This window comes from Burkholderia sp. S-53 (assembly GCF_025560745.1).
GTDB lineage: Bacteria > Pseudomonadota > Gammaproteobacteria > Burkholderiales > Burkholderiaceae > Burkholderia > Burkholderia pyrrocinia.
The window spans coordinates 2,651,593-2,671,543 of sequence record NZ_CP090484.1 but is presented as its reverse complement, the minus strand read 5'-3'; the positions used below and the strand labels follow the sequence as shown (position 1 = coordinate 2,671,543).

Annotated in this window: 17 protein-coding genes and 1 pseudogene; 10 read left to right on the top strand and 8 right to left on the bottom strand. The window is 66.7% G+C overall.

All coding sequences use genetic code 11. The features are described 5' to 3' along the window. Positions 1 to 10 precede the first annotated feature (10 nt). On the bottom strand, positions 11 to 1,714 hold the full coding sequence (gene kdpA, locus LXM88_RS34110; RefSeq protein WP_262543899.1) for a potassium-transporting ATPase subunit KdpA: 1,704 nt from the start codon (positions 1,712 to 1,714) through the stop codon (positions 11 to 13). Positions 1,715 to 1,852: 138 nt separating this feature from the next. Next, the gene (kdpF, locus tag LXM88_RS34105) at positions 1,853 to 2,179 is read right to left on the bottom strand and encodes a K(+)-transporting ATPase subunit F (RefSeq protein ID WP_262543898.1); all 327 of its coding nucleotides are present in this window, start codon (positions 2,177 to 2,179) and stop codon (positions 1,853 to 1,855) included. 89 nt (positions 2,180 to 2,268) lie between these two features. On the opposite strand from kdpF, the gene LXM88_RS34100 reads away from it, so the two are divergent. From LXM88_RS34100 to hutC, 3 genes are all read left to right on the top strand, one after another. Further along, the gene (locus LXM88_RS34100; RefSeq protein ID WP_262543897.1) at positions 2,269 to 2,583 is read left to right on the top strand and encodes a hypothetical protein; all 315 of its coding nucleotides are present in this window, start codon (positions 2,269 to 2,271) and stop codon (positions 2,581 to 2,583) included. Between the two features lie 153 nt (positions 2,584 to 2,736). After that, positions 2,737 to 3,864, top strand: coding sequence for a porin (locus LXM88_RS34095; protein WP_262543896.1), 1,128 nt, complete (start codon positions 2,737 to 2,739; stop codon positions 3,862 to 3,864). A gap of 182 nt (positions 3,865 to 4,046) precedes the next feature. Beyond that, entirely contained in the window at positions 4,047 to 4,742 is a 696-nt protein-coding gene (hutC, locus tag LXM88_RS34090) for a histidine utilization repressor (RefSeq protein ID WP_047903626.1), read from the top strand. 9 nt (positions 4,743 to 4,751) lie between these two features. Here the strand turns inward: hutC and LXM88_RS34085 are convergent, their stop codons facing one another. Continuing rightward, entirely contained in the window at positions 4,752 to 5,993 is a 1,242-nt protein-coding gene (locus LXM88_RS34085; protein WP_262543895.1) for a glycosyltransferase, read from the bottom strand. A 94-nt stretch (positions 5,994 to 6,087) separates the two neighbouring features. Between LXM88_RS34085 and LXM88_RS34080 the strand changes: the two genes are divergently transcribed. Then, entirely contained in the window at positions 6,088 to 6,708 is a 621-nt protein-coding gene (locus tag LXM88_RS34080) for a TetR/AcrR family transcriptional regulator (RefSeq protein WP_262543894.1), read from the top strand. A 121-nt stretch (positions 6,709 to 6,829) separates the two neighbouring features. On the opposite strand, the gene LXM88_RS34075 is transcribed toward LXM88_RS34080, so the two are convergent. Beyond that, positions 6,830 to 7,444 (bottom strand): TetR/AcrR family transcriptional regulator, encoded by a 615-nt coding sequence (locus tag LXM88_RS34075; RefSeq protein WP_262543893.1) that lies wholly within the window; start codon positions 7,442 to 7,444, stop codon positions 6,830 to 6,832. A 386-nt stretch (positions 7,445 to 7,830) separates the two neighbouring features. On the opposite strand from LXM88_RS34075, the gene LXM88_RS34070 reads away from it, so the two are divergent. From LXM88_RS34070 to LXM88_RS34060, 3 genes are all read left to right on the top strand, one after another. Further along, on the top strand, positions 7,831 to 8,493 hold the full coding sequence (locus LXM88_RS34070) for a DUF3313 domain-containing protein (protein WP_262543892.1): 663 nt from the start codon (positions 7,831 to 7,833) through the stop codon (positions 8,491 to 8,493). 16 nt (positions 8,494 to 8,509) lie between these two features. Continuing rightward, positions 8,510 to 10,120 (top strand): PqiB family protein, encoded by a 1,611-nt coding sequence (locus LXM88_RS34065; RefSeq protein ID WP_262543891.1) that lies wholly within the window; start codon positions 8,510 to 8,512, stop codon positions 10,118 to 10,120. 179 nt (positions 10,121 to 10,299) lie between these two features. Beyond that, positions 10,300 to 10,653 (top strand): hypothetical protein, encoded by a 354-nt coding sequence (locus LXM88_RS34060; protein ID WP_047903627.1) that lies wholly within the window; start codon positions 10,300 to 10,302, stop codon positions 10,651 to 10,653. 37 nt (positions 10,654 to 10,690) lie between these two features. Here LXM88_RS34060 and LXM88_RS34055 read toward each other — a convergent pair whose 3' ends face one another. The 4 genes from LXM88_RS34055 to LXM88_RS34040 all read right to left on the bottom strand — a co-directional run bounded on the left by LXM88_RS34055 (position 10,691) and on the right by LXM88_RS34040 (position 14,802). After that, positions 10,691 to 11,536 carry an alpha/beta fold hydrolase gene (locus LXM88_RS34055; RefSeq protein ID WP_262543888.1) on the bottom strand — a complete coding sequence of 282 codons (846 nt, stop codon included), beginning with the start codon at positions 11,534 to 11,536 and terminating at the stop codon, positions 10,691 to 10,693. 121 nt (positions 11,537 to 11,657) lie between these two features. Then, positions 11,658 to 12,575, bottom strand: coding sequence for a LysR family transcriptional regulator (locus LXM88_RS34050; RefSeq protein ID WP_262543887.1), 918 nt, complete (start codon positions 12,573 to 12,575; stop codon positions 11,658 to 11,660). A gap of 183 nt (positions 12,576 to 12,758) precedes the next feature. Beyond that, positions 12,759 to 13,004, bottom strand: coding sequence for a DUF3717 domain-containing protein (locus LXM88_RS34045; RefSeq protein ID WP_096474969.1), 246 nt, complete (start codon positions 13,002 to 13,004; stop codon positions 12,759 to 12,761). 262 nt (positions 13,005 to 13,266) lie between these two features. Continuing rightward, complete coding sequence (locus tag LXM88_RS34040; protein WP_262543886.1) at positions 13,267 to 14,802, bottom strand: amino acid permease; 1,536 nt, start codon at positions 14,800 to 14,802, stop codon at positions 13,267 to 13,269. 588 nt (positions 14,803 to 15,390) lie between these two features. Here LXM88_RS34040 and LXM88_RS34035 point away from each other — a divergent pair. The 3 genes and pseudogenes from LXM88_RS34035 to argG all read left to right on the top strand — a co-directional run bounded on the left by LXM88_RS34035 (position 15,391) and on the right by argG (position 19,829). Continuing rightward, complete coding sequence (locus LXM88_RS34035; RefSeq protein ID WP_262543885.1) at positions 15,391 to 16,938, top strand: GGDEF domain-containing protein; 1,548 nt, start codon at positions 15,391 to 15,393, stop codon at positions 16,936 to 16,938. Positions 16,939 to 17,093: 155 nt separating this feature from the next. Continuing rightward, positions 17,094 to 18,162, top strand: a pseudogene (locus LXM88_RS34030) (FUSC family protein). Positions 18,163 to 18,491: 329 nt separating this feature from the next. Next, positions 18,492 to 19,829: an argininosuccinate synthase gene (gene argG, locus LXM88_RS34025; RefSeq protein WP_047901550.1), complete on the top strand. Its 1,338-nt coding sequence runs from the start codon at positions 18,492 to 18,494 to the stop codon at positions 19,827 to 19,829. The last annotated feature ends 122 nt before the right edge of the window (positions 19,830 to 19,951 follow it).

The window sequence follows — 19,951 nt, the reverse complement described above, 5'->3', positions numbered from 1 at the left end:
GATGTTTCCCTCAGAACAGTTGGCCGCCCGACATCATCAGGTGCTCGACGACCGGGCCGAGCGCGAGCGCAGGCAGGAACGTGAGACCGCCGACGACGAGGATCACGAAGATCAGCAGGCCGGCGAACAGGCTCGTCGACGTCGACAGCGTGCCGGCACTTTCGGGCACGCTCTTCTTCGCGGCGAGGCTGCCCGCGACCGCGAGCATCGGCAGCAGCGTCAGGTAGCGGCCGATCAGCATCGCGAAGCCGATCGTCGTGTTGAAGAACGGCGTGTTCGCGTTCAGGCCCGCGAACGCGGAGCCGTTGTTGGCCGTGCCCGACGTGTACGCGTACAGCACTTCGCTGAAGCCGTGCGGCCCGAGGTTCGCGAGGCTGTCCAGCGTCGAATGCAGCATCGCGGCCAGCGCGGTGAGACCGAGGATGCTGAACGGATGCGCGAGCACCGCGAGCATCACGAGCTTCATCTCGCGCGCCTCGATCTTCTTGCCGAGAAACTCCGGCGTGCGGCCGATCATCATCCCGACGAGGAACACCGTGAGGATCGCGAACGTGAACAGGTTGATCAGCCCGACGCCGTCGCCGCCGAACACGTTGTTCAGCATCATCTGCGCGATCGGCACGAGCCCGCCGAGCGGCGTCAGCGAGTCGTGCATCGCGTCGACCGAGCCGGTGGTCGCGGCCGTCGTGACGGTCGCGAACAGGCTCGTCTGCGCGATGCCGAAGCGCATCTCCTTGCCTTCCATATTGCCGCCCGGCTGCACGGCGCTCATCTGCTGGTCGACGCCGAGCCCGGTCAGCAGCGGATTGCCGTGCTTCTCGGCCTGATAAATCACGGCCAGGAAGCCGACGAACATCACGACGAACGCACCGAGGATCACCCAGCCCTGGCGGCGCCGGCCGATCATCGTGCCGAGCGTATAGGTCAGCGCGGACGGAATCAGCAGCATCGACAGCATGTGCAGCGTGTTGGTGAGCGGCGTCGGGTTCTCGAACGGATGCGCGGCGTTCATGCTGAAGAAGCCGCCGCCGTTCGTGCCGATGTGCTTGATCGATTCGAGGCTCGCGACAGGCCCCATCACGATCTGCTGGCGCGCGCCTTCGAGCGTGGTCGCCCACGCGTCGGACGCGAGCGTCTGCGGCATGCCCTGCCATACGTACACGAGCGCCATCGCGAAGCTGAGCGGCAGCAGCACGCGATAGGTCACGCGCGTGAAATCGACCCAGTAGTTGCCGATGTCGGCCGCGCTCTTGCGGCTCAGCCCGCGGATGAAGCCGCCCGCGGCCGCGATGCCGGTCGCCGCGCTGACCATCATCAGGAACGTGATGACGGCCATCTGCGAGAAGTTCGACAGGCTGCTCTCGCCCGCATACGCCTGCCAGTTCGTGTTCGTGATGAACGACGCGGCCGTGTTGAACGCGAGATCGGGGCTTTGCGCAGCGCGCTGCAGCGCATCGAACGGCAGCGCATCCTGGACGCGCAGCAGCAGATAGCCGAGCAGCATCATCCCGGCATTGCCGAGCAGCAGCACCATCCCGTAGCGCTGCCACGACATCGCTTCGTCGGGATTCACGCCGAGCAGCGCATAGGTGCGGCGTTCGACCCACGCATGACGCGGGCTCGTAAAGGCGTGCGCAAGCCATTTCCCGACGACGGGCACCAGCGCCAGCATGATCGCGAGAACGATCGCGAATTGAATGAGATTGTTGAACATGTCGACGCTCGCTCAGATCCGGTCGAGGCCGGTGATGAAACCGGCCGTCAATACAAAGAATGCAAGCGTGAACAGTACGAAAAGCAGATCGCTCATGACATTCACCGATATTTTCGAATTCCTGTTGAATCGCGCCGATCAATACCGCTCGGGCTTGATCAATGCATGAAACAGATAGATAAAGAGCGCGATCGATAACGCGCCGGTGATCCACAACATGGCTTTCCCCTTGGTTCGTATGCGCGGAATATCCACGCGATCGTCGGCGTATCGGGCCTCGCCGTGTCGGCGCAGCCCGGATGACGCCCCCATGCTCATCTGGCGAATGGGATGCGACAGTGTAGAAATCCGCGTATCAAAGCGGTGTTCAATTTCCTTACGGAGAATAAAAAAGCTGTAAAGACGACAGCCGGCGGGCGTGGTGTTTTTATGCGTTCTTTTCAGGGCCGGTGCGAGTCTATACACCGTATCGTCACGGTGATTCCTAGAATGGGCGCCATGTCCAACACGAGATCTCCGCAGTGCGGAGCACGATGCGACCCGGGGATGAACGCATGAAACCGACCAGAACCGAATCCGCTGCTTCACGCGATCTGCCACCCGCTCGGTCGCGGCGCCGGTGCGCTGCGGACGACCTCGTGCTGCTGTCGATCCGCGTCGAATCGGACAATCTCGCTGTCGTGCGGCGCCTGCTGCATCAGGCTGTCGGCGCCGCGCTCAATTTCTATACGGCCGCGATCGACAAGCGCACCGGGCGCGCGTGCATCGAACTCGAAGTCGCACGGTCGCAGGCGTCGCCGGCCATCATGGAGATCCTCCGCCTGCTGCCGGCCGCCGAGTTCGGCACGATCCGCCTGTTGCAGCACTAGCCGGCGGTCGCCGCACGCTCCCCTTTCATCGATTCGAACGCACGCATCCGGCCCGAACGGGCGCGGTTCTTCACGAACCGTGCGCGTTCGCGCGCCGGCGCGCGCGACGGATCGTCGTTCCCGTCGTTACGGGCCTTTCCAGGAAGTCACACAATGAAAAAAGCAGTCATCGGTACCCTCTCCCTCGCATTCTTCAGCGCCGCCGCGCATGCGCAAAGCAGCGTCACGCTCTACGGGATGCTGGATGCCGGTATCGCCTATACGAACAACCAGTCGGGCAAGAGCGTGTGGCAGCAAGGCAGCGGCCTGCTGTCGAATACGGTGTTCGGCCTGAGCGGCAACGAGGATCTCGGCGGCGGCCTGCACGCGCTGTTCCGCCTCGAGAACGGCTTCAACCTGAACAACGGCACGCAGTCCTACCGGAACACGATGTTCGGCCGTCGCGCATACGTCGGCCTGCAGAGCGACCAATACGGCGCGCTGACACTCGGCCGGCAATACGACTCCGTCGTCGACTATCTCGGCCCGCTGGCAATGGCGAACAACGGCGACGGCAACAACCTCGCGTCGCATCCGTTCGACAACGACAACATCGACGATTCGTTCTACATCGACAACGCGGTGAAATACACGAGCCCGACGCTCGCCGGCTGGCAGTTCGGCGGCCTGTACGGCTTCAGCAACGCGGCCGGCGGCTTCGCGAACAACCGCGCGTACAGCGCGGGCGTGTCGTATGCGAACGGGCCGGTCAATTTCGGCGCCGCGTACCTGCAGCTCAACCGTGGCGGGCTGACGGACGGCGGCGCACTGTCGACGAACGACGGGCCGAACTTCCCGGCCGTGCGCCAGCGCGTGATGGGCGCCGGCGGCAGCTATGCGTTCGACCGGCTGACGGTCGGCGCGCTGTGGACGCATTCGATGTTCGACGAAACGGCCGCGGCGTCGCTGCCCGGCGCGCTGAACGCGCTGCGGTTCGACAACTACGAGGTCAACGCGCGTTATGCGCTGACGCCGGCAGTCTCGTTCGCGGGCGCCTATACGTTCACCGAAGGCCGCTACGACGACGCAGCCGGCAGCCACCGGCCGAAATGGCATCAGGTATCGCTGATGGCCGACTACGCGCTGAGCAAGCGCACCGACGTGTATGCGGAAACCGTGTACCAGCACCAGTTCGGCGTGCCGTCGGGCGCGCCGCTCGGGTTCGCGAACGTCACGGGGCTCGCGGCTTCGTCGACGAACACGCAGGTGGTCGCGACGGTCGGCATCCGGCATCGGTTCTGACCGCGCGCCGGCCATCGACGGCCGGCCGCTCTGTGCAATCCCGCATGGACGCGCGCCGGCCGAAAAGGGATCATTCGGGGAATCCGGGCCCGCGCGCCCGCGAAACCGGTACACTCGGCGCCGGGCGCGCGCCGGATCGGCATTCGGCGGCGGGCCGCTGCCGACTCTCGAATCCCGATCTCATGACCACACCGATCTATCAGGAAATCAAGGACTTCATCCTCGCGCGCATTCATGCCGGCGAGTGGGCGGAAGGCGACCAGGTGCCGTCGGAGAACGAGCTCGCGCGCGAATTCAACGTCGCGCGGATGACCGTCAACCGCGCGCTGCGCGAGCTGACCGCCGAACAGGTGCTCACGCGCACGCGCGGCTCGGGCACGTATGTCGCGTCGCCGAAGTACGAATCGACGCTCGTCGCGATCCGCAGCATCTCGGACGAAGTCGCCGCGCGCGGCCACGGCTATCGCGCGCAGGTGCTGCAGGTCGGCGCGGCCGTCGCCGATGCGAAGCTCGCCGACGAGCTGCAGCTCGATACCGGCAGCCCGATCTTCCATTCGCGCGTGCTGCACTTCGAGAACGACACGCCCGTGCAGCTCGAGGAACGCTGGGTCAATCCGGCTTGCGCGCCCGAATATGCATTGCAGGACTTCACGACGACGACGCCGAACCAGTACCTGACGCGCGTCGCGCCGTTGCAGCGCGTCGAATACCGGATCGAGGCCGCGATGCCCGACGCCGAAACGCGCCGTCATCTGACGATGGACGATCGCGAACCGTGCCTGATGCTGCATCGGCGCACGTGGTCGCAAGGGTTGGTCGCGTCGGTGGCCAATCTGTGGCACCCGGGCAGCCGTTACCGGTTCACCGGACACTTCTGACGCGCCGCCTCATCGCGCGCCGGGGCGCCCCCATCGCTCGATCGCGCCGACCGCCAGCTGCAAACCGTCCTCCTGCGCGATACGCGCGCCGAGCTCCGTTGCGCGCGCCTTCGTGTCGCCGCGCTCGCCAAACGCAATCGCCCGCGCAAGCGCGGCGGCGTCCACGCGCCGCCCCGCGACCGGTGCATCCGCGACGCCGAGCCGCTGCAGCCGGTTCGCCCAGAAGAACTGGTCGCCCGCGAACGGCACGACGACCGACGGAATGCCGGCCCGCGCGGCCGAATGCGCGGTGCCCGAGCCGCCGTGATGAATCGCCATCGACACGCGCGGGAACAGCCAGTCGTGCGGCGTGTCGCCGATCACGCGTACGTGCGCCGGCAACAGCGACGCATCGATGCCGCTCCAGCCCGGATAGAACAGCGCACGCCGGCCGTCAAGCGCACGCACCAGCGCGTCGGCCAGCGCGGCCCGGTCGAAGCCGGCCATGCTGCCGAAGCCGATGTACACCGGCGGATCGCCCGAATCGAGAAAGGCCGCGAGTTCAGGCGGCGGCGCCCATGCGCTTGCATCGATACGCCACTGGCCGCATGCGCGCACGTGCGACGGCCAGTCTGCCGGGCCGGACAGCAGCGCCGGCGATACGCCGTACAGCATCGGATGATCGGTCCACACCTGCTTGCGCGGCGGCAGCCCGCACACGCTTGCGCGCGCCGCGTTCGTCGCCTTCCGGAACGCCTGCCACAGCAACGCGTTGACCAACCGGTGGCTCGCGCGGTTCAGCCAGCGCGGCAGCTTGCCCGGTGGCAGGAACGGCGACGCGAACCCGGTGGTCGGCGTGATCGGGATCATGCCGGTGCCGATCGCCGGCACGCCGCGATATTCGGCGACCGACAACCCGACGAACGACGCGAGCCCCGACACGAGGATCGCGTCGCAGCCGGCCGATGCGTCGGCGATTTCGCGCATCCACGCAGCCGTGTTCGCATTCGCGATCGCCGCGAGCGCCTTCGACGTGTCGTTGAAACCGCCGCGCCCGCGCACCGCGTCCGACAACGCGCCGTCCGGTGCAATCGCGCGGCGGATATCGCCGGACAACGGCGCCGACGGCACGCCGAGCGCGTCGGCCGAACCGAGCGTCGCGCCATCGGCCAACAGCCGGACTTCATGACCGGCATCCAGCAACGCACGGCCAAGCGCCGCGAGCGGGCGCGTGTCGCCTTCGGTGCCGTAGGTGGCGATGACGAGCTTCATGCATGACTCCTCGAGCACGGCGGAAACGGTGGATTCGCAAAAGAGCACGTCGTATACTAATGCAATTCGTACACTTTCAGTCGACACCGCCGCCATGCCGATTCCGACCGACGATCCGGGCCGCCGCGCGCGCAAGCGCATCCAGATGCTCGCGCATCTCGCCGCTACCGCCGCACGCCTGTTCGATGCGCACGGCTACGATGCCGTCACGATGGAACAGATCGCCGCGCAGGCCGATGTCGCGAAGCGCACGCTGTACAACCATTTCCCGACGAAGGAAGCCGTGCTCGCGCACTGGCTCGAAGGCGAGCTCGCGCGCGACCTCGCGCATCTGCAGCGCGACGTCGCGCGGCGCAAGACCTTCGCGTCGCGTATCGGCTGCGTGCTCGATGCATCGGCCGCGTGGTGCGAGCAGCATCCGGTGTACCTGCTCGCGTATCTGCGGCATCGCTTCCTGAGCATCGGCACAGTCGAACCGGAAAGTGGCGGAGAGAATCGCAGCGATATCGCGCTGGTGTGGCAGCAACTGATCGCCGCGGGGCAGCAATCCGGCGAACTGAACGCAACGCTGCGGGCCGACCAGCTCGCGACGTGGTTTCATCACCTGTATCTCGCGGCGATGCTGCGCTGGCTGACCGTGCCGGGGCTGTCGCTGAAACGGGAGTTTCAGTCGGTCGCGAAGTTGTTTGTCGACGGCGCGGAAGCGAAAAGCTGAGCGGCGCAACGCGCCGGTCGGGCGCTCACAAATTCACACACTCACAAGCGCCCGAGCACGACCGCGAGCAGCGAGCGCCCGAAACGGGCGACCGCAGCACCGCATACGACAAACGCGCGCCTCATTTCTTCCGCGACGCTTTCGCTGCCGGCGCACCGCGCTTCGCGGCATCGTTACCACCCGACGGCCATTGCGTCTCGTCGAGCAGCCGGTCGAACAGCCGCGCGCGCTCGTCGGCCGACAGCGGACACAGCCCGAACATCGCCGATAGCGCGAGCCCCCAGGCCGCTTTCCATCGCAGCAGCGCAAGATCGGGATCGTCGGATTCGGCCGCGATGCGCTTCGCGTTCTCGCCGTCGATATCCCGAACCTGCTGCAGCGGCGCCGGATCCTCGACCAGCGCCGCCATGATCGCAAGCGCCGCCGACGGCTGCTGGTCGATCACTTCGCGCATCGTCGCGATCTGCGCGGACAGCGTCGGCTGCGCTTCGCCCGGATCGCGCGCGGCCAGGTAGTCGCGCTGGAATCGTTGGTAGTAGTCCTGCTGATGCTCCATCAGCGCGTTCAGCACATCGCCTTTCGTGCGGAACTGATGCATCAGCCCGCCCTTGCTGATGCCGCTTTCGCGCGAAATCGCGTCGAACGTGAGCTTGCCCGGACCGTCGCGCTCGAGGATCGCGAGCGCCGCCTGGATCGCGGCAGTGCGCGTTCGCTCGGAACGCGTCGGGTTATCCATGAACTTTCCCCGGTATGAAGTGATGCAATGCGACCGCGCCGAACCGGCACGATCGTATGAAGGAAGTGCGCGGAGTCTATCACAAACAAACCGCCTGGTCGGTTTACATCCGGAAATGGCGGTGCTACGATCGGCTCCCGCATCGGCCCCGGCCGGATGACGGAACGCGTCGCGCACCGCATGGCGCGACGCGAGCGCCGCCTGTGACGCGGCTGTCCGGCCGATAACCACTGCCGTGCGGCTTGCCGCTCCCGGAATTCATGCGGTTATTGCACTCCACAAACAAACCGTCTGGTTGGTTTTTTTAACCCCGAGCGGCAATGCCGCCCTGCTGCACCACCCTTCGCACCGGCCCGACCGGCGCGAACCCTGACCCGGAGCATCAAATGAACCGATCGATCAAGCCCAGCCACCTGCTCAACGCCGCGCTTTGCGTCGCGCTTGCCGGATGCGCCGGCGTCCAGCCGACCCGCTATAGCGGCATCGAATCGTCGCCCTACCTGCGCAGCGATCCGCAGGACAAGTCCGGCCGCGTGCCCTACCGCTACGCGCTGCCGGCGGACTGGCACACGTACCGGAAGCTGATTCTCGACCCGGTGGCCGTCTATCGCGGCAACGACCATCAGTTCGGCGACCTGAGCGACCAGGACAAGTCGACGCTCGCGACGTACATGGGCGACACGTTCGCGAAGAAGCTCGGCAAGCGCTTCGAGCTGACGAGCGCGCCGGGCCCCGACACGCTGCGCGTGAAGCTGACGCTGACGGGCGCCGTGACGACGACGACCTTTGCCGGCGCATTCGCGCATTTCGATCTCGCGGGCAACGTGTACAACGGCGTGCAGGCGATCCGCGGCCGCGAAGGCGCATTCACGGGCTCGGTCATCTACGCGGTGGAGATCCGCGATGCATCGACGAACCGGCTGATCAGCGCGTACGTGACGAAGCAGTATCCGAATGCGATGAACATCGGCGCGAGTTTCGGTGCGCTCAGCGCGGCAAAAACCGGTATCGACAAGGGCGCCGATGCACTCGTCGCGCAATTCGACTGACACCCTTCGGTGCGCGTTGGAGCGTTTCAAGCAGGTGCTCGCGCGCTGGCCGCGAGCGGCGATCGTCTGGATCGTTCCGCTCGCGGCCGCCGCGTTCTGTGTCGCATGGGGCGTCTCGTCGCTCGGCAGCCGCGGGCCGACGATCACGATCGCGTTCGCGACAGCCGAAGGACTGGAAGCAGACCGATCGACGCTGCGGCTGCGCAATGTCGAAATCGGTCGCGTCACGCGCGTTCGCGCGTTGCGCGGGCAACCCGGCGTGATGATCGATGTGCGACTGGACGCCAACGCTCAGGCACTGGCGGTTGCGGACACACGCTTCTGGATCGTGCGGCCGCGCATCGGGCCCGGCGGTTTCTCCGGTCTCGATTCGGTGCGGTCCGGTTCGTACATCGCGGCCGCGCCTGGCGGTTCGCGCGAACCGCGCACGACGTACACCGGGCTCGATGCGCCGCCGGTCACCGAAGCCGGCGGCCGTCACTACACGCTGCGCGCGACGTCGCTCGGCTCGGTCGCGATCGGTTCGCCGGTCTATCACCGGCGCGCACGCGTCGGTCAGGTGGCCGGTTATACGCTCGATGCCGACGGGCACGGCGTATCGATCGACGTGTTCGTCGCCGCGCCGTTCGATCGATACGTCGACGTCGATGCGCGCTGGTGGCAGGCGGGCGGTCTCGGCCTGCGGCTCGACGCGGGCGGCATGAAGCTCGGCACGCCGTCGATCGCCGCGCTGCTCGCCGGCGCGCTCGCGTTCGCCGCACCGCCCGGGCGCACCTCGAATGTCGCGGCGCCGGACGGTACGCGCTTTCGCGTGGCCGACGACGAAATCGACGCGATGCGCACGCCGAACGCGCCGGCCGCGCCGGTCGTGATGCGTTTCGATCGCTCGCTGCGCGGCCTCGATGTCGGCGCGCCGGTGGATTTTCGCGGCATCGAACTCGGCAACGTGACGGCCGTCGGCACCGAATACGATGCGGCACGCGGCGACGTCGCGATGCGCGTGACGATCGCGCTCTACCCCGATCGCCTCGGGCAGCGCTACCGCGACGTGCTCGGCAACGGCGACACCGATGCCGGCAAGGCGCTGCTGCGCACGCTCGTCGCGCGCGGTTTGCGCGGCCAGTTGCGCGTCGGCAATCCGATCGCGAACCGCTCGTATGTCGCGCTCGACATGTTCCCGCACGCGCCGCCCGCGTCGGTCGATACGGATCGCATGCCGATCGTGTTGCCGACCGTGCCCGGCACGCTCGACGTGCTGCGCGTACAAATCGCCGATATCGCCGGAACGCTTTCCCGGTTGCCGCTCGATCGCATGGGCACGGATCTGAACGCAGCGCTCATGCACACCGATGCGCTGTTCGCGCAACTCGATACCGAACTCGCGCCGCATGCGCGCGACGCGCTGGGCACCGCACGACAGGCGTTCACGGCCGCGCAGGCGATGCTCGCGCAACAGGGTGCGGCCACATCGAACGTCCACCGCACGCTGACGCAATTCGCACGCACGTCGAGCGCACTGCGCGCATTGGCCGGCGATCTGGAACAGCATCCGGAGTGGTTGCTGCCGAATGCATCGGGTGTCACGCAACCGGACGACACGCCGCATCCGGCGAGTGCATCGCGTTGAGCGCGTCGCGCAGCGCATACGGATTTTCACGACGCATGCATGCATCGCATGCCAAATTTCCCGTGCAGCAGTATGCTGGTGTCGAACGGTTGCGCACGGTGCATCGGGTAATCCCGTAATTGGCACGTTGTCGCGCCGCCGTCTCGACCGCAATCATGCGTTGCAAGGAGGGATTCGCGATGACCACCACGCATCAGCACTTCCACCTCGAACTACGAAACGCCACCGCGCCGACCTATTTCATCAGCTACCTGTTTCCCGCGTTGCTGTTCATTTACGAACTGCTGCGCGTCGGGCAGTGGATCCGCGATCACGGAATGCAATTCGCCGCGTTCAAGCAGATGGGTTACGAGTATCTGCTGATGCTGCTGTTCGTCGGGCTGCAGATCGTCGTAGAAGCGATCTTCCTGCTCGGCGCCGCGATGCGCCGCGACAATCGCGACTTCGAGCACCGGCTGCCGAACGTGATCCTCGGCATCGGCTGCTCGATCGCGCTGCTCGCGATCGATCTCGCGATCCAGCTTGCGTTCTGACGGCCGGCGGGCACACGCCCGCCGCATGCCGGAGCGCTCAGGCGCCCGCGTCGCGCAGGAACGTCGCCACGGCGGCCAGCACGTCGTCCGTGCGCTCGCGGTGCGGCATGTGCCCGCATCCGGCGAGCAACAGGAACGACGACGGCCCCGCGACGCGCGCGGCGATCCGCTTCGGATGCACGTCGGAGCCGTATTCGTCGTCTTCGCCGTGAATCGCGAGCGTCGCGCATTGCACGCGCGGCAAGTCGTCGTCGAGATTCCAGTCGCGAAACGCCGGCGACAGCCACGTATCGACCCACGCGCGCAACACCCACTCGGCCTTGTCGCCGTGATAGCGCGCGAGCCGGTCGAGCTGGCCCGGTTCGTCGAACTGCAGCCCAGCGTCGCGAATGCCGGCCAGCGTGCGATCCTCGACGAATGCCTGCGCGGCGACCGTCACGAGTGCACGGCAACGCTCCGGATGCGCGGCGGCGCAGCCGACTGCCATCCCGCCGCCGACGCTGTGCCCGAACGCGACGAACGCATCGACGCCGAGTTGTTCGAGCACGGCATCGAATGCACGATCGGCCTCGTCGCGCACGAACGTCGTGCCGAGCTTCCCCGGATGACGATCCGAACGGCCGAAGCCGAGGCGGTCGTATGCGATCACGTCGCGTTGCGTGGCCTGCGCGAGTTGCGCGGGAAAATCGCGCCACAGGTCGACACAGCCGAGCGAATCGTGCAGCAGCACGATGGGCGCGGCCGGCTTAGATGCGGCCGGCTCAGGTGCGGTCAGCGTGGACGTGCCCGCCGCGTCTTGCGCCGGACGAGCGCGCCAGCGTTTCGCAAAGAGACGCCCTTGCGGCGTCTCGACGGTTGTCTCCTCGATCGTGCTATCGGTCATGTGTTGGTCGTTGCGTGAATGCGGCCGCACGTCGGCGGCCACACCTGGGCGGCCCCATCGGATCCCGCATGTTGTCCCGCCGGCGCTCGCGGCGTCAAGCAAGCCCCCATCGCCTGCGCGCTCATTCAGGCTGCGGCCGCAGATACTCTATCTGCGCTTCGTCGTACAGCCGGTAGATCAGCGCCTGCATCGCGCGGATGTCCTCCGATTCGTCGAGCATCCGCATGCTCATGATGATCGGCGACACGAGGTTCGGATCGTCGAGCGGCTTGTAGCTGATGTCGTCGCGCTTCAGCCCGTACACGCTGTGCGGCACGACCGACACGCCCTCGCCCATCGCGACGAGGCCGAGCGCGATCTGCAGTTCGCGCGTCTCGTAGATCCGCCGCGGCTGCAATGCGCGATCGTGAAAGGCCGCGAGCACCTGGTCCGCATAGCTCGGACGCGGCGCCTTCGGGAAGATGATCAGCGTGTCGTTGACGAGATCGTGCAGCGACAGCACGGGCTTCGCGCCGTCGAGCGGGTGGCCGACCGGCAGCGCGACGATCATCCGCTCCTCGCGCAGCACGACGCGCCGCACGCTCGGATCTTCATGGCGGATGCGCCCGAACCCGACGTCGATGCGCCCTTCCTTCAGCGCCTTGATCTGGTCCATTGTCGACATCTCGTGCAGGCTCAGCTCGACGGCCGGATACTCGCTGCGAAAACGCCGGATGATCTTCGGCAGCATTCCGTACAACGTCGAGCCGACGAAGCCGACCGACATGCTGCGCTCGATCTTGCCGACCCGCTTCGTCATCGATTCGAGTTCGGTCGTCTGCGCGAGCAACTGCACCGCGTGCGAATAGAAGAAGCGCCCCGCGTCGGTCAGCTTCAGCGGCCGCGCGTTGCGTTCGAACAGCGGCACGCCGAGCGCTTCCTCGAGCTGCTGGATCTGCCGGCTCAGCGGCGGCTGCGCGATATGCAGCCGTTCCGCCGCCCGCGTGAAATTCCGCTCCTCGGCGACCGCGACGAAGTAGCGGAGGTGTCTCAACTCCATTTCGATGCCTCCCGGACAGCGATCCGGCGTCAAACCAAGGCCGGACGATGTCGTCACGATACCGCACGCGGCGCGAACCGCCACGCGCACGGCCACGCGCCGCCCAAAGCAAAACGGGAAGCCTTCAGGCTTCCCGTTTCCCGATCGACGCCGGCCGCGCTGCAGCGGCGTCGCGACCGCCCATCACACCTCGGTCGCGTAGAGCGCGTCGCGCTGCTCGTTGCTCAGCGTATCGAGCGGCACATCCGGCAACCGATAGCAGATCATCGTGCCGTACAGCTCGGCGAGGCAATTGCTGCCGGCGTCGAGCGCGTAGCCGTCCTCGCCGTCCGGTGCCGGCGGGTACACTTCGCGCCACGCGTTGATCGCGGCTTCGATTCGCACGATGGAAACGGGTCCGGCCTTCCGCTCGGCGGGTGATGCGCTCATGGATTCCTCTGGGTTGCGCGCTCCGCGGGCCGTGCCGGCCCGGATGGAACGATGAAGACGCCGGGCGCCGCCGGCCGCCGCACACGACGCGCGCCGGATGCCGATCCGCGCTGCGCCTGTCGCGCCGGCCGGGCCGTGGCCCGGTAGGGTCGGGCAATATAACCGGCTTTGACCCCGTGCACACAAAAGCCGGGCAAAAAAAACGGGAAGCGCGAGGCTTCCCGTTTCATCGCACGTTGCGCGGCCGCCTGCCGCACACGCGTCAGCCCGCGGTTTCGCGGTTCGCCACCGGCTGCCGCTGCGCGCTGCGGCTCGCGGCGATCCACGGCGCGATCTCCATGTCTTCGTAGCGCACGAAACGGCTCTTGTTCAGGAACCGGAAGCCGAGCCACACGACGAGGAACAGCGGAATGCCGACGTAGGTCGCCGTCACGCCCGCCCAGTCGATCTTGTTCGCGAGGAACGCCTGGTAATCCTGGCCGAGCGCGATCACGAGGCACAGCACGAACGCGAACAGCGGGCCGAACGGGAACCACTTCGACTGGTACGGCAGTTGATCGAGCGCATAGCCCTGCTTCACGTAGCCCTTGCGGAACCGGTAGTGGCTGACCGCGATGCCGAGCCATGCGATGAAGCCCGTCATCCCCGACGTGTTCAGCAGCCACAGGTACACCGTCTTGTCGCCGTACAGCGACGTGAAGAAGCACAGCGCACCGACGGCCGTCGTCGCATACAGCGCATTGCGCGGCACGCCGCCCGGCGACAGCTTCGCGAACACCTTCGGCGCGCGGCCTTCGGTCGCGAGGTTGTAGAGCATCCGCGTCGACGCATACATGCCCGAGTTGCCGGCCGACAGCACGGCCGTCAGGATCACCGCGTTCATCACGCCGGCGGCAAATGCGAGGCCCGCGTGGCGGAACACGAGCGTGAACGGGCTCACGCCGATGTCGGTCACGTCCGTCTTCAGCAGGTTCGGGTCGGTATACGGAATCAGCACGCCGATCACGAAGATCGCGAACACATAGAACAGCAGGATCCGCCAGAACACCTGACGCACCGCGCGCGGGATCGTCGTGCGCGGGTTCTCCGATTCGCCGGCCGCGACGCCGATCAGCTCGGTGCCCTGGAACGAGAAACCCGCGATCATCGCGACGCCCATCAGCGCCGGCAGGCCGCCCGCGAACGGCGCGTCGCCGATCGACAGGTTGCCCCAGCCGTCGCTGGGCGCGCCTTTCAGAATGCCGAAGATCATCAGCAGGCCGACGCCGATGAACGCGACCACGGTGACGACCTTGATCAGCGCGAACCAGTATTCGGCTTCGCCGAAACCGCGCACCGACAGCGCGTTGAGCAGGAACATCACGCCGAGGAAGGCCGCGCTCCACCACACGCCCGGCACGTCCGGAAACCAGTAGTGCATCACGAGCTGCGCGGCGACGAGCTCCACCGCGATCGTCACGGCCCAGTTGTACCAGTAGTTCCAGCCGAGCGCGAAGCCGAAGCCTTCGTCCACGTATTTCGCGCCGTAGGTTGCGAACGAACCCGACACGGGCATGAACGCGGCCATTTCGCCGAGGCTCGTCATCAGGAAGTACACCATCAGGCCGATCAGCATGTACGCGACCATCGCGCCGCCGGGGCCGGCCTGCGAGATCGACGCGCCGGACGCGACGAACAGGCCCGTGCCGATCGAGCCGCCGATGGCGATCATCGTCAGGTGGCGCGCCTTCAGCGCGCGATGAAGCTTGGGTGGGTTCGCGGACGAACCGGGTTGGTCGGGATTCGGAATTGCGGACATAAACGAGACGAACGTTGAGCGGCCGGCATCCGTAGCCGGCGCATGCGGAATCGGAGCGCGGTGCGCGTCCTGCGATGCATTCGATGCGGCCCCGATACGCGCTGCGCGGCGGGCGCCTGCGGCGAAGCGCGGATTCTACCTGATTCGCCATCGGGACCGCTCAGCTGCGCCCGCCCGCCGCGACCGGGGAGATTTCGCAGAATCAACGAGTTGGCTGCCCCGGCGCGGCCGCAACGGAATGCCGGCGCAAAAAACCATGAGATGTCCGGGGTTATTCGGCTTTTCATTCCGCGCGACAGGCGGGTAATCCCGTCTCGATCCGCCAAATACCGCACCGATACGAAAAATCGACCGGTTATCGCAACATTAATCAGACAAAACGACCGGCACTGGTAATTGATTCAAATCAAATTGCCCGCGCGCAATGCGGTAATGATGCGTAATCGTTTCGAATCGCCATTTCCGCATGCATGTTTTGCATGTGCACGCGAATTGCCGGAATTCGCGAGATAATACGGGTTAATTCGAAATAATCAGCGCGCGGAACCGTCGACGACGCGAATATCCGCCGCCCGACCCCCACCGAGGATGAAGCCACTCCCGCTGCCCGCCGCGCTGCGCCGCCATACCGCGTCGATCGTGGCACGCATTCTGTCGCCCCGCGGCGTACTCGTTGCGGGCATCGTCCTGCTGATGTTCAGTTGGGGACTTTCCACGTCGCTTTTAATCGAGGCACGGCGCGACGCATATGACCATGCGGTCGAAAATGCGCGCAACCTGATGCTGCTGATCGAACGCGATATCGCGCGCAATATCGAACTCTACGATTTGTCGCTGCAAAACGTCGTCGACGGCGTGGCCGATCCGGAACTGATGACATTGTCGCCGCGCCAGCGCCACCGGCTGCTGTTCGACCGCGCGGCGACCGGTGCGTATCTCGGGTCGCTATTCGTGATGGATGCGCACGGCAATATCGTGATCGATTCGAGCGCGTCGCCCGCGCGGCAAGGCAACTTTGCGGACCGCGACTATTTCACCGTGCACCGCAACGGGCTCGCGCAGGGCCTCTACATCAGCCGGCCCTATGCGTCCCGGCTGCGCGGCGGCGCACTGACGATCGCGCTCAGCCGCCGGATCACGCTGTCCGACGGCACGTTCGGCGGCGTGGTCGTCGGCACGCTCAGCATCGACTACTTCCGCGCGCTGCTCGACGGCCTCGCGGTCGGCAAGCGCGGCAGCGCGGCGATCGCCGAACTCAACGGGATGCTCGTGAGCCGCCTGCCTTACGACGCGCGCATGGTCGGCCTCGACCTGCACAATTCGCCGCTGTTCATCGAGGCGCTGCGCAGCCGCGAAGGCGTGCTGGCGGGCACCGGCAGCATCGACGGCGTGCGGCGCATCTATGTTTACAAGCATCTCTCCGGCCTGCCGCTGATCGTCGACGTTGCACCGGCCGAGATCGACGTGTACGCGTCGTGGCACCACCGCGCGGTCTGGACCGTCGTGCTGATGTGCCTGTTCACCGGGTTCATCGCGTGGGGCTCGCTGGCGCTGTCGCGCGAGCTGAAGCGCCGGCAGATCGCCGAATCGAAGCTGTACCGGCTCGCGCACACCGATTCGCTGACGGGCCTCGACAACCGCGGCACGTTCGACACCGTGCTCGCGAAGGAGACGCAGCGTGCGGCGCGCAGCGGCCGCCCGCTGTCCGTGCTGTTCGTCGACGTCGATCACTTCAAGGCGTTCAACGACTACTACGGCCACCCGGCCGGCGACGACGTGCTGCGCCGCGTCGCGCAATCCGCGTCGCGCTGCCTGCGCCGCGAAGGCGACCACGTCGCGCGCTACGGCGGCGAGGAATTCGTCGTCACGCTGCCCGACACCGACGCGCAAGGCGCGGCGACCGTTGCCGAAGGCATCCGGCGCGCCATCGCGGAGCTCGGCATCGAGCACGTGAAGAGCCCGTACGGGCGCGTCACGGCGAGCATCGGCACGGCAACCGCCGCCGACGGCCGCATGAACGCCACGACGCTGCTGCGGCGCGCCGACGAGGCGCTGTACCGCGCGAAGTCCGGCGGACGCAACCGCGTGTCGGACGCGCAACCGAGCGCGGCCGACGCATGGCGCGACATCGCTTGACGTGTCGTCGTGACACGATGCGGCAGCCGGCCAGGCCGGACCGCCGCGCCGTGGACAGCCCGCGCGCGTTCGGCTAGCGTTACGTCTGCTGCGCACGCGGCGCGGCGCCGGCCCGCGTTGGCCGCCGTGCGCGTTCCGGCCACCCTGTTTCCGTCATGACCGCCCCGTTCCCTACCCGGCTGCCGCCCCTGCTGCGCAACGCGCTCCGTCCGCTGCTCGACCCGTATCGCCGTTACCGGCACGCGAAGCTGATCCATGCGGCGCGCGTCGCGCTCGCGATTCTCGTGTCGATCGCCCTGTCCACCGGCCTGCGCGTGCCGCACGGCGAGTGGTCGACGATCACCGTGCTGATCGTCGTCGGCGGGCTGCAGCACCACGGCAACATCCGCAAGAAGGCCGCCGCGCGCGCTCGGCACGTCGATCGGCGCGCTCGCGGGGCTCGGGCTGATCCTGCTGTATTCCTTCGCGCACGCACCGCTCGCGATCTACCTGCTGATGGCGATCGCGTGCGGCTTCTGCGCGTATCACGCGATCGGCAAGGCCGGCTATATCGCGCTGCTGTCGGCGATCACGATGGTGATCGTCGCCGGGCACGGCGACAACGAGATCGTCGACGGCCTGTGGCGTGCGGTGAACGTGCTGACGGGCATCGCGATCGCGCTGGCGTTCTCGTTCGCGCTGCCGCTCTATGCGACCTACTCGTGGCGCTACAAGCTCGCCGACGCGCTGCGCGCGTGCGCGGCCGTGCATGCGCGGCTTGCCGGCGACCGCCACGTCAGCGACGACGCGCACCTGAAGGAAATGGCCGCGCTGAGCGCGCTGCTCGTGCAGCTGCGTTCGCTGATGCCGTCGGTGTCGAAGGAATGCGAGACGTCGATGACGCAGCTCGAGGCGATCCAGCGCAGCCTGCGCCTGTGCATCGGCTATCTGGAGATCCTGTCGAGCGCGGTGCCGGCCCGCGACGACGTCGCGGCCCGCGAATACATGCGCGTCGAGATGAAGACTGTGAACCGGCGCATCCGCGACACGCTCGTCGGCGCGAGCCGCGCGCTCAAGTTCGGCACGCCGAGCCGGCTCGCGCCGCGCCGCCGGCCGGCCGACCTGCCGCACGACGCGCCGCCGCCGCAGTTGTCCGGCTACGTGTCGATCACGGCGAAGCTGGCCGGCGAGGTCGATCAGTTGCGCGAGAAGCTGCTCGATACCGCGCAGTCGTGGAATATCTGAGGATCGCGGGATTCCGGGCCTTGCACGTCAATCTTTCATACGCCTTTCGGCTCGGCAGACCCGCATCCTGACGGCGGCGACTCCGCCCTTCAGCCGATCCGGCCCCGGAAGCACGGCCCGCGACGGCGCTCGTTCGCGACCGTTTCGGCCGCCGCTCGGCGCCGGTTAACGCGGCGTTCTCCACCTGGTTAACCGCCCGCCAGGCCCGCCGCGACAGGCCGGACGACGGATCCGCGCGAAAATCAGCCCTTGCCCCAACTTCCCGGACAGCCGATACTCGCATATTCCGCGAAATACGATCCCCCCGGACCCAATCCACGGTAATTCCTATGAGCACGATTCTCGAAAGCCTCCCGACCGGCCAGAAGGTCGGTATCGCCTTCTCCGGCGGCCTGGACACCAGCGCCGCGCTGCACTGGATGAAACTGAAGGGCGCCGTCCCGTACGCATACACGGCGAACCTCGGCCAGCCCGACGAAGACGATTACGACGCGATCCCGAAGCGTGCGATCGAATACGGCGCAGCCGGCGCCCGCCTGATCGACTGCCGCGCGCAGCTCGTCGCCGAAGGCATCGCTGCGCTGCAAAGCGGCGCGTTCCACATCACGACGGCCGGCGTCACGTACTTCAACACGACGCCGATCGGCCGCGCCGTGACGGGCACGATGCTCGTCGCCGCGATGAGGGAAGACGGCGTCAACATCTGGGGCGACGGCAGCACGTACAAGGGCAACGACATCGAGCGGTTCTACCGCTACGGCCTGCTCGTGAACCCGGACCTGAAGATCTACAAGCCGTGGCTCGACCAGACGTTCATCGACGAGCTCGGCGGCCGCGCCGAAATGTCCGAATTCATGAACCAGGCGGGCTTCGCGTACAAGATGTCGGCCGAGAAGGCGTATTCGACCGACTCGAATCTGCTCGGCGCGACGCACGAGGCGAAGGATCTCGAAAGCCTCGAAAGCGGCATCAAGATCGTGAACCCGATCATGGGCGTCGCGTTCTGGCGCGACGACGTGAAGATCGCCGCCGAAGAAGTGACGGTGCGCTTCGAAGCCGGCCAGCCGGTCGCGCTGAACGGCGTCGAGTTCACGGACCCGGTCGAGCTGCTGCTGGAAGCGAACCGCATCGGCGGCCGCCACGGCCTCGGCATGAGCGACCAGATCGAGAACCGCATCATCGAGGCGAAGAGCCGCGGCATCTATGAAGCCCCGGGCCTCGCGCTGCTGTACATCGCGTACGAGCGCCTCGTCACCGGCATCCACAACGAAGACACGATCGAGCAGTACCGCGAGAACGGCCGCCGTCTCGGCCGCCTGCTGTACCAGGGCCGCTGGTTCGATCCGCAAGCGATCATGCTGCGCGAAACGGCGCAGCGCTGGGTTGCGCGCGCGATCACCGGCGAAGTGAAGATCGAACTGCGCCGCGGCAACGACTACTCGATCCTGAGCACGAAGTCGCCGAACCTCACGTACCAGCCGGAACGCCTGTCGATGGAGAAGGTGGCATCGACGTTCTCGCCGCGCGACCGGATCGGTCAGTTGACGATGCGCAACCTCGATATCACCGACACGCGCGACAAGCTGCGCGTTTATACGCAGGTCGGCTTGCTCACGCCGGGTGAATCGTCGGCGCTGCCGCAGATCAAGGGCGATAGCGGCGAGTAAGCCAGTCGCTTTCGCGAGCGGCCGGGCGGCGTAAAAACCGCCCGGCCGCGTGCAGTACTCCCCTCTCAGGTTTCCTCAAGCACTGCCGGATTCGGAACGCGTATTCCGACGATCCCGCAGTC

Bases quoted from the DNA above. Each gene is read 5' to 3' on its own strand.
- LXM88_RS34035 (WP_262543885.1), top strand. From the start codon at position 15,391: ATGAAGCCACTCCCGCTGCCCGCCGCGCTGCGCCGCCATACCGCGTCG.
- LXM88_RS34085 (WP_262543895.1), bottom strand. From the start codon at position 5,993: ATGAAGCTCGTCATCGCCACCTACGGCACCGAAGGCGACACGCGCCCG.
- kdpA (WP_262543899.1), bottom strand. From the start codon at position 1,714: ATGTTCAACAATCTCATTCAATTCGCGATCGTTCTCGCGATCATGCTG.
- LXM88_RS34045 (WP_096474969.1), bottom strand. From the start codon at position 13,004: ATGAGCGCATCACCCGCCGAGCGGAAGGCCGGACCCGTTTCCATCGTG.
- LXM88_RS34070 (WP_262543892.1), top strand. From the start codon at position 7,831: ATGAACCGATCGATCAAGCCCAGCCACCTGCTCAACGCCGCGCTTTGC.
- LXM88_RS34040 (WP_262543886.1), bottom strand. From the start codon at position 14,802: ATGTCCGCAATTCCGAATCCCGACCAACCCGGTTCGTCCGCGAACCCA.
- LXM88_RS34080 (WP_262543894.1), top strand. From the start codon at position 6,088: ATGCCGATTCCGACCGACGATCCGGGCCGCCGCGCGCGCAAGCGCATC.
- LXM88_RS34095 (WP_262543896.1), top strand. From the start codon at position 2,737: ATGAAAAAAGCAGTCATCGGTACCCTCTCCCTCGCATTCTTCAGCGCC.
- LXM88_RS34055 (WP_262543888.1), bottom strand. From the start codon at position 11,536: ATGACCGATAGCACGATCGAGGAGACAACCGTCGAGACGCCGCAAGGG.
- argG (WP_047901550.1), top strand. From the start codon at position 18,492: ATGAGCACGATTCTCGAAAGCCTCCCGACCGGCCAGAAGGTCGGTATC.
- LXM88_RS34050 (WP_262543887.1), bottom strand. From the start codon at position 12,575: ATGGAGTTGAGACACCTCCGCTACTTCGTCGCGGTCGCCGAGGAGCGG.
- LXM88_RS34060 (WP_047903627.1), top strand. From the start codon at position 10,300: ATGACCACCACGCATCAGCACTTCCACCTCGAACTACGAAACGCCACC.
- LXM88_RS34100 (WP_262543897.1), top strand. From the start codon at position 2,269: ATGAAACCGACCAGAACCGAATCCGCTGCTTCACGCGATCTGCCACCC.
- hutC (WP_047903626.1), top strand. From the start codon at position 4,047: ATGACCACACCGATCTATCAGGAAATCAAGGACTTCATCCTCGCGCGC.
- LXM88_RS34075 (WP_262543893.1), bottom strand. From the start codon at position 7,444: ATGGATAACCCGACGCGTTCCGAGCGAACGCGCACTGCCGCGATCCAG.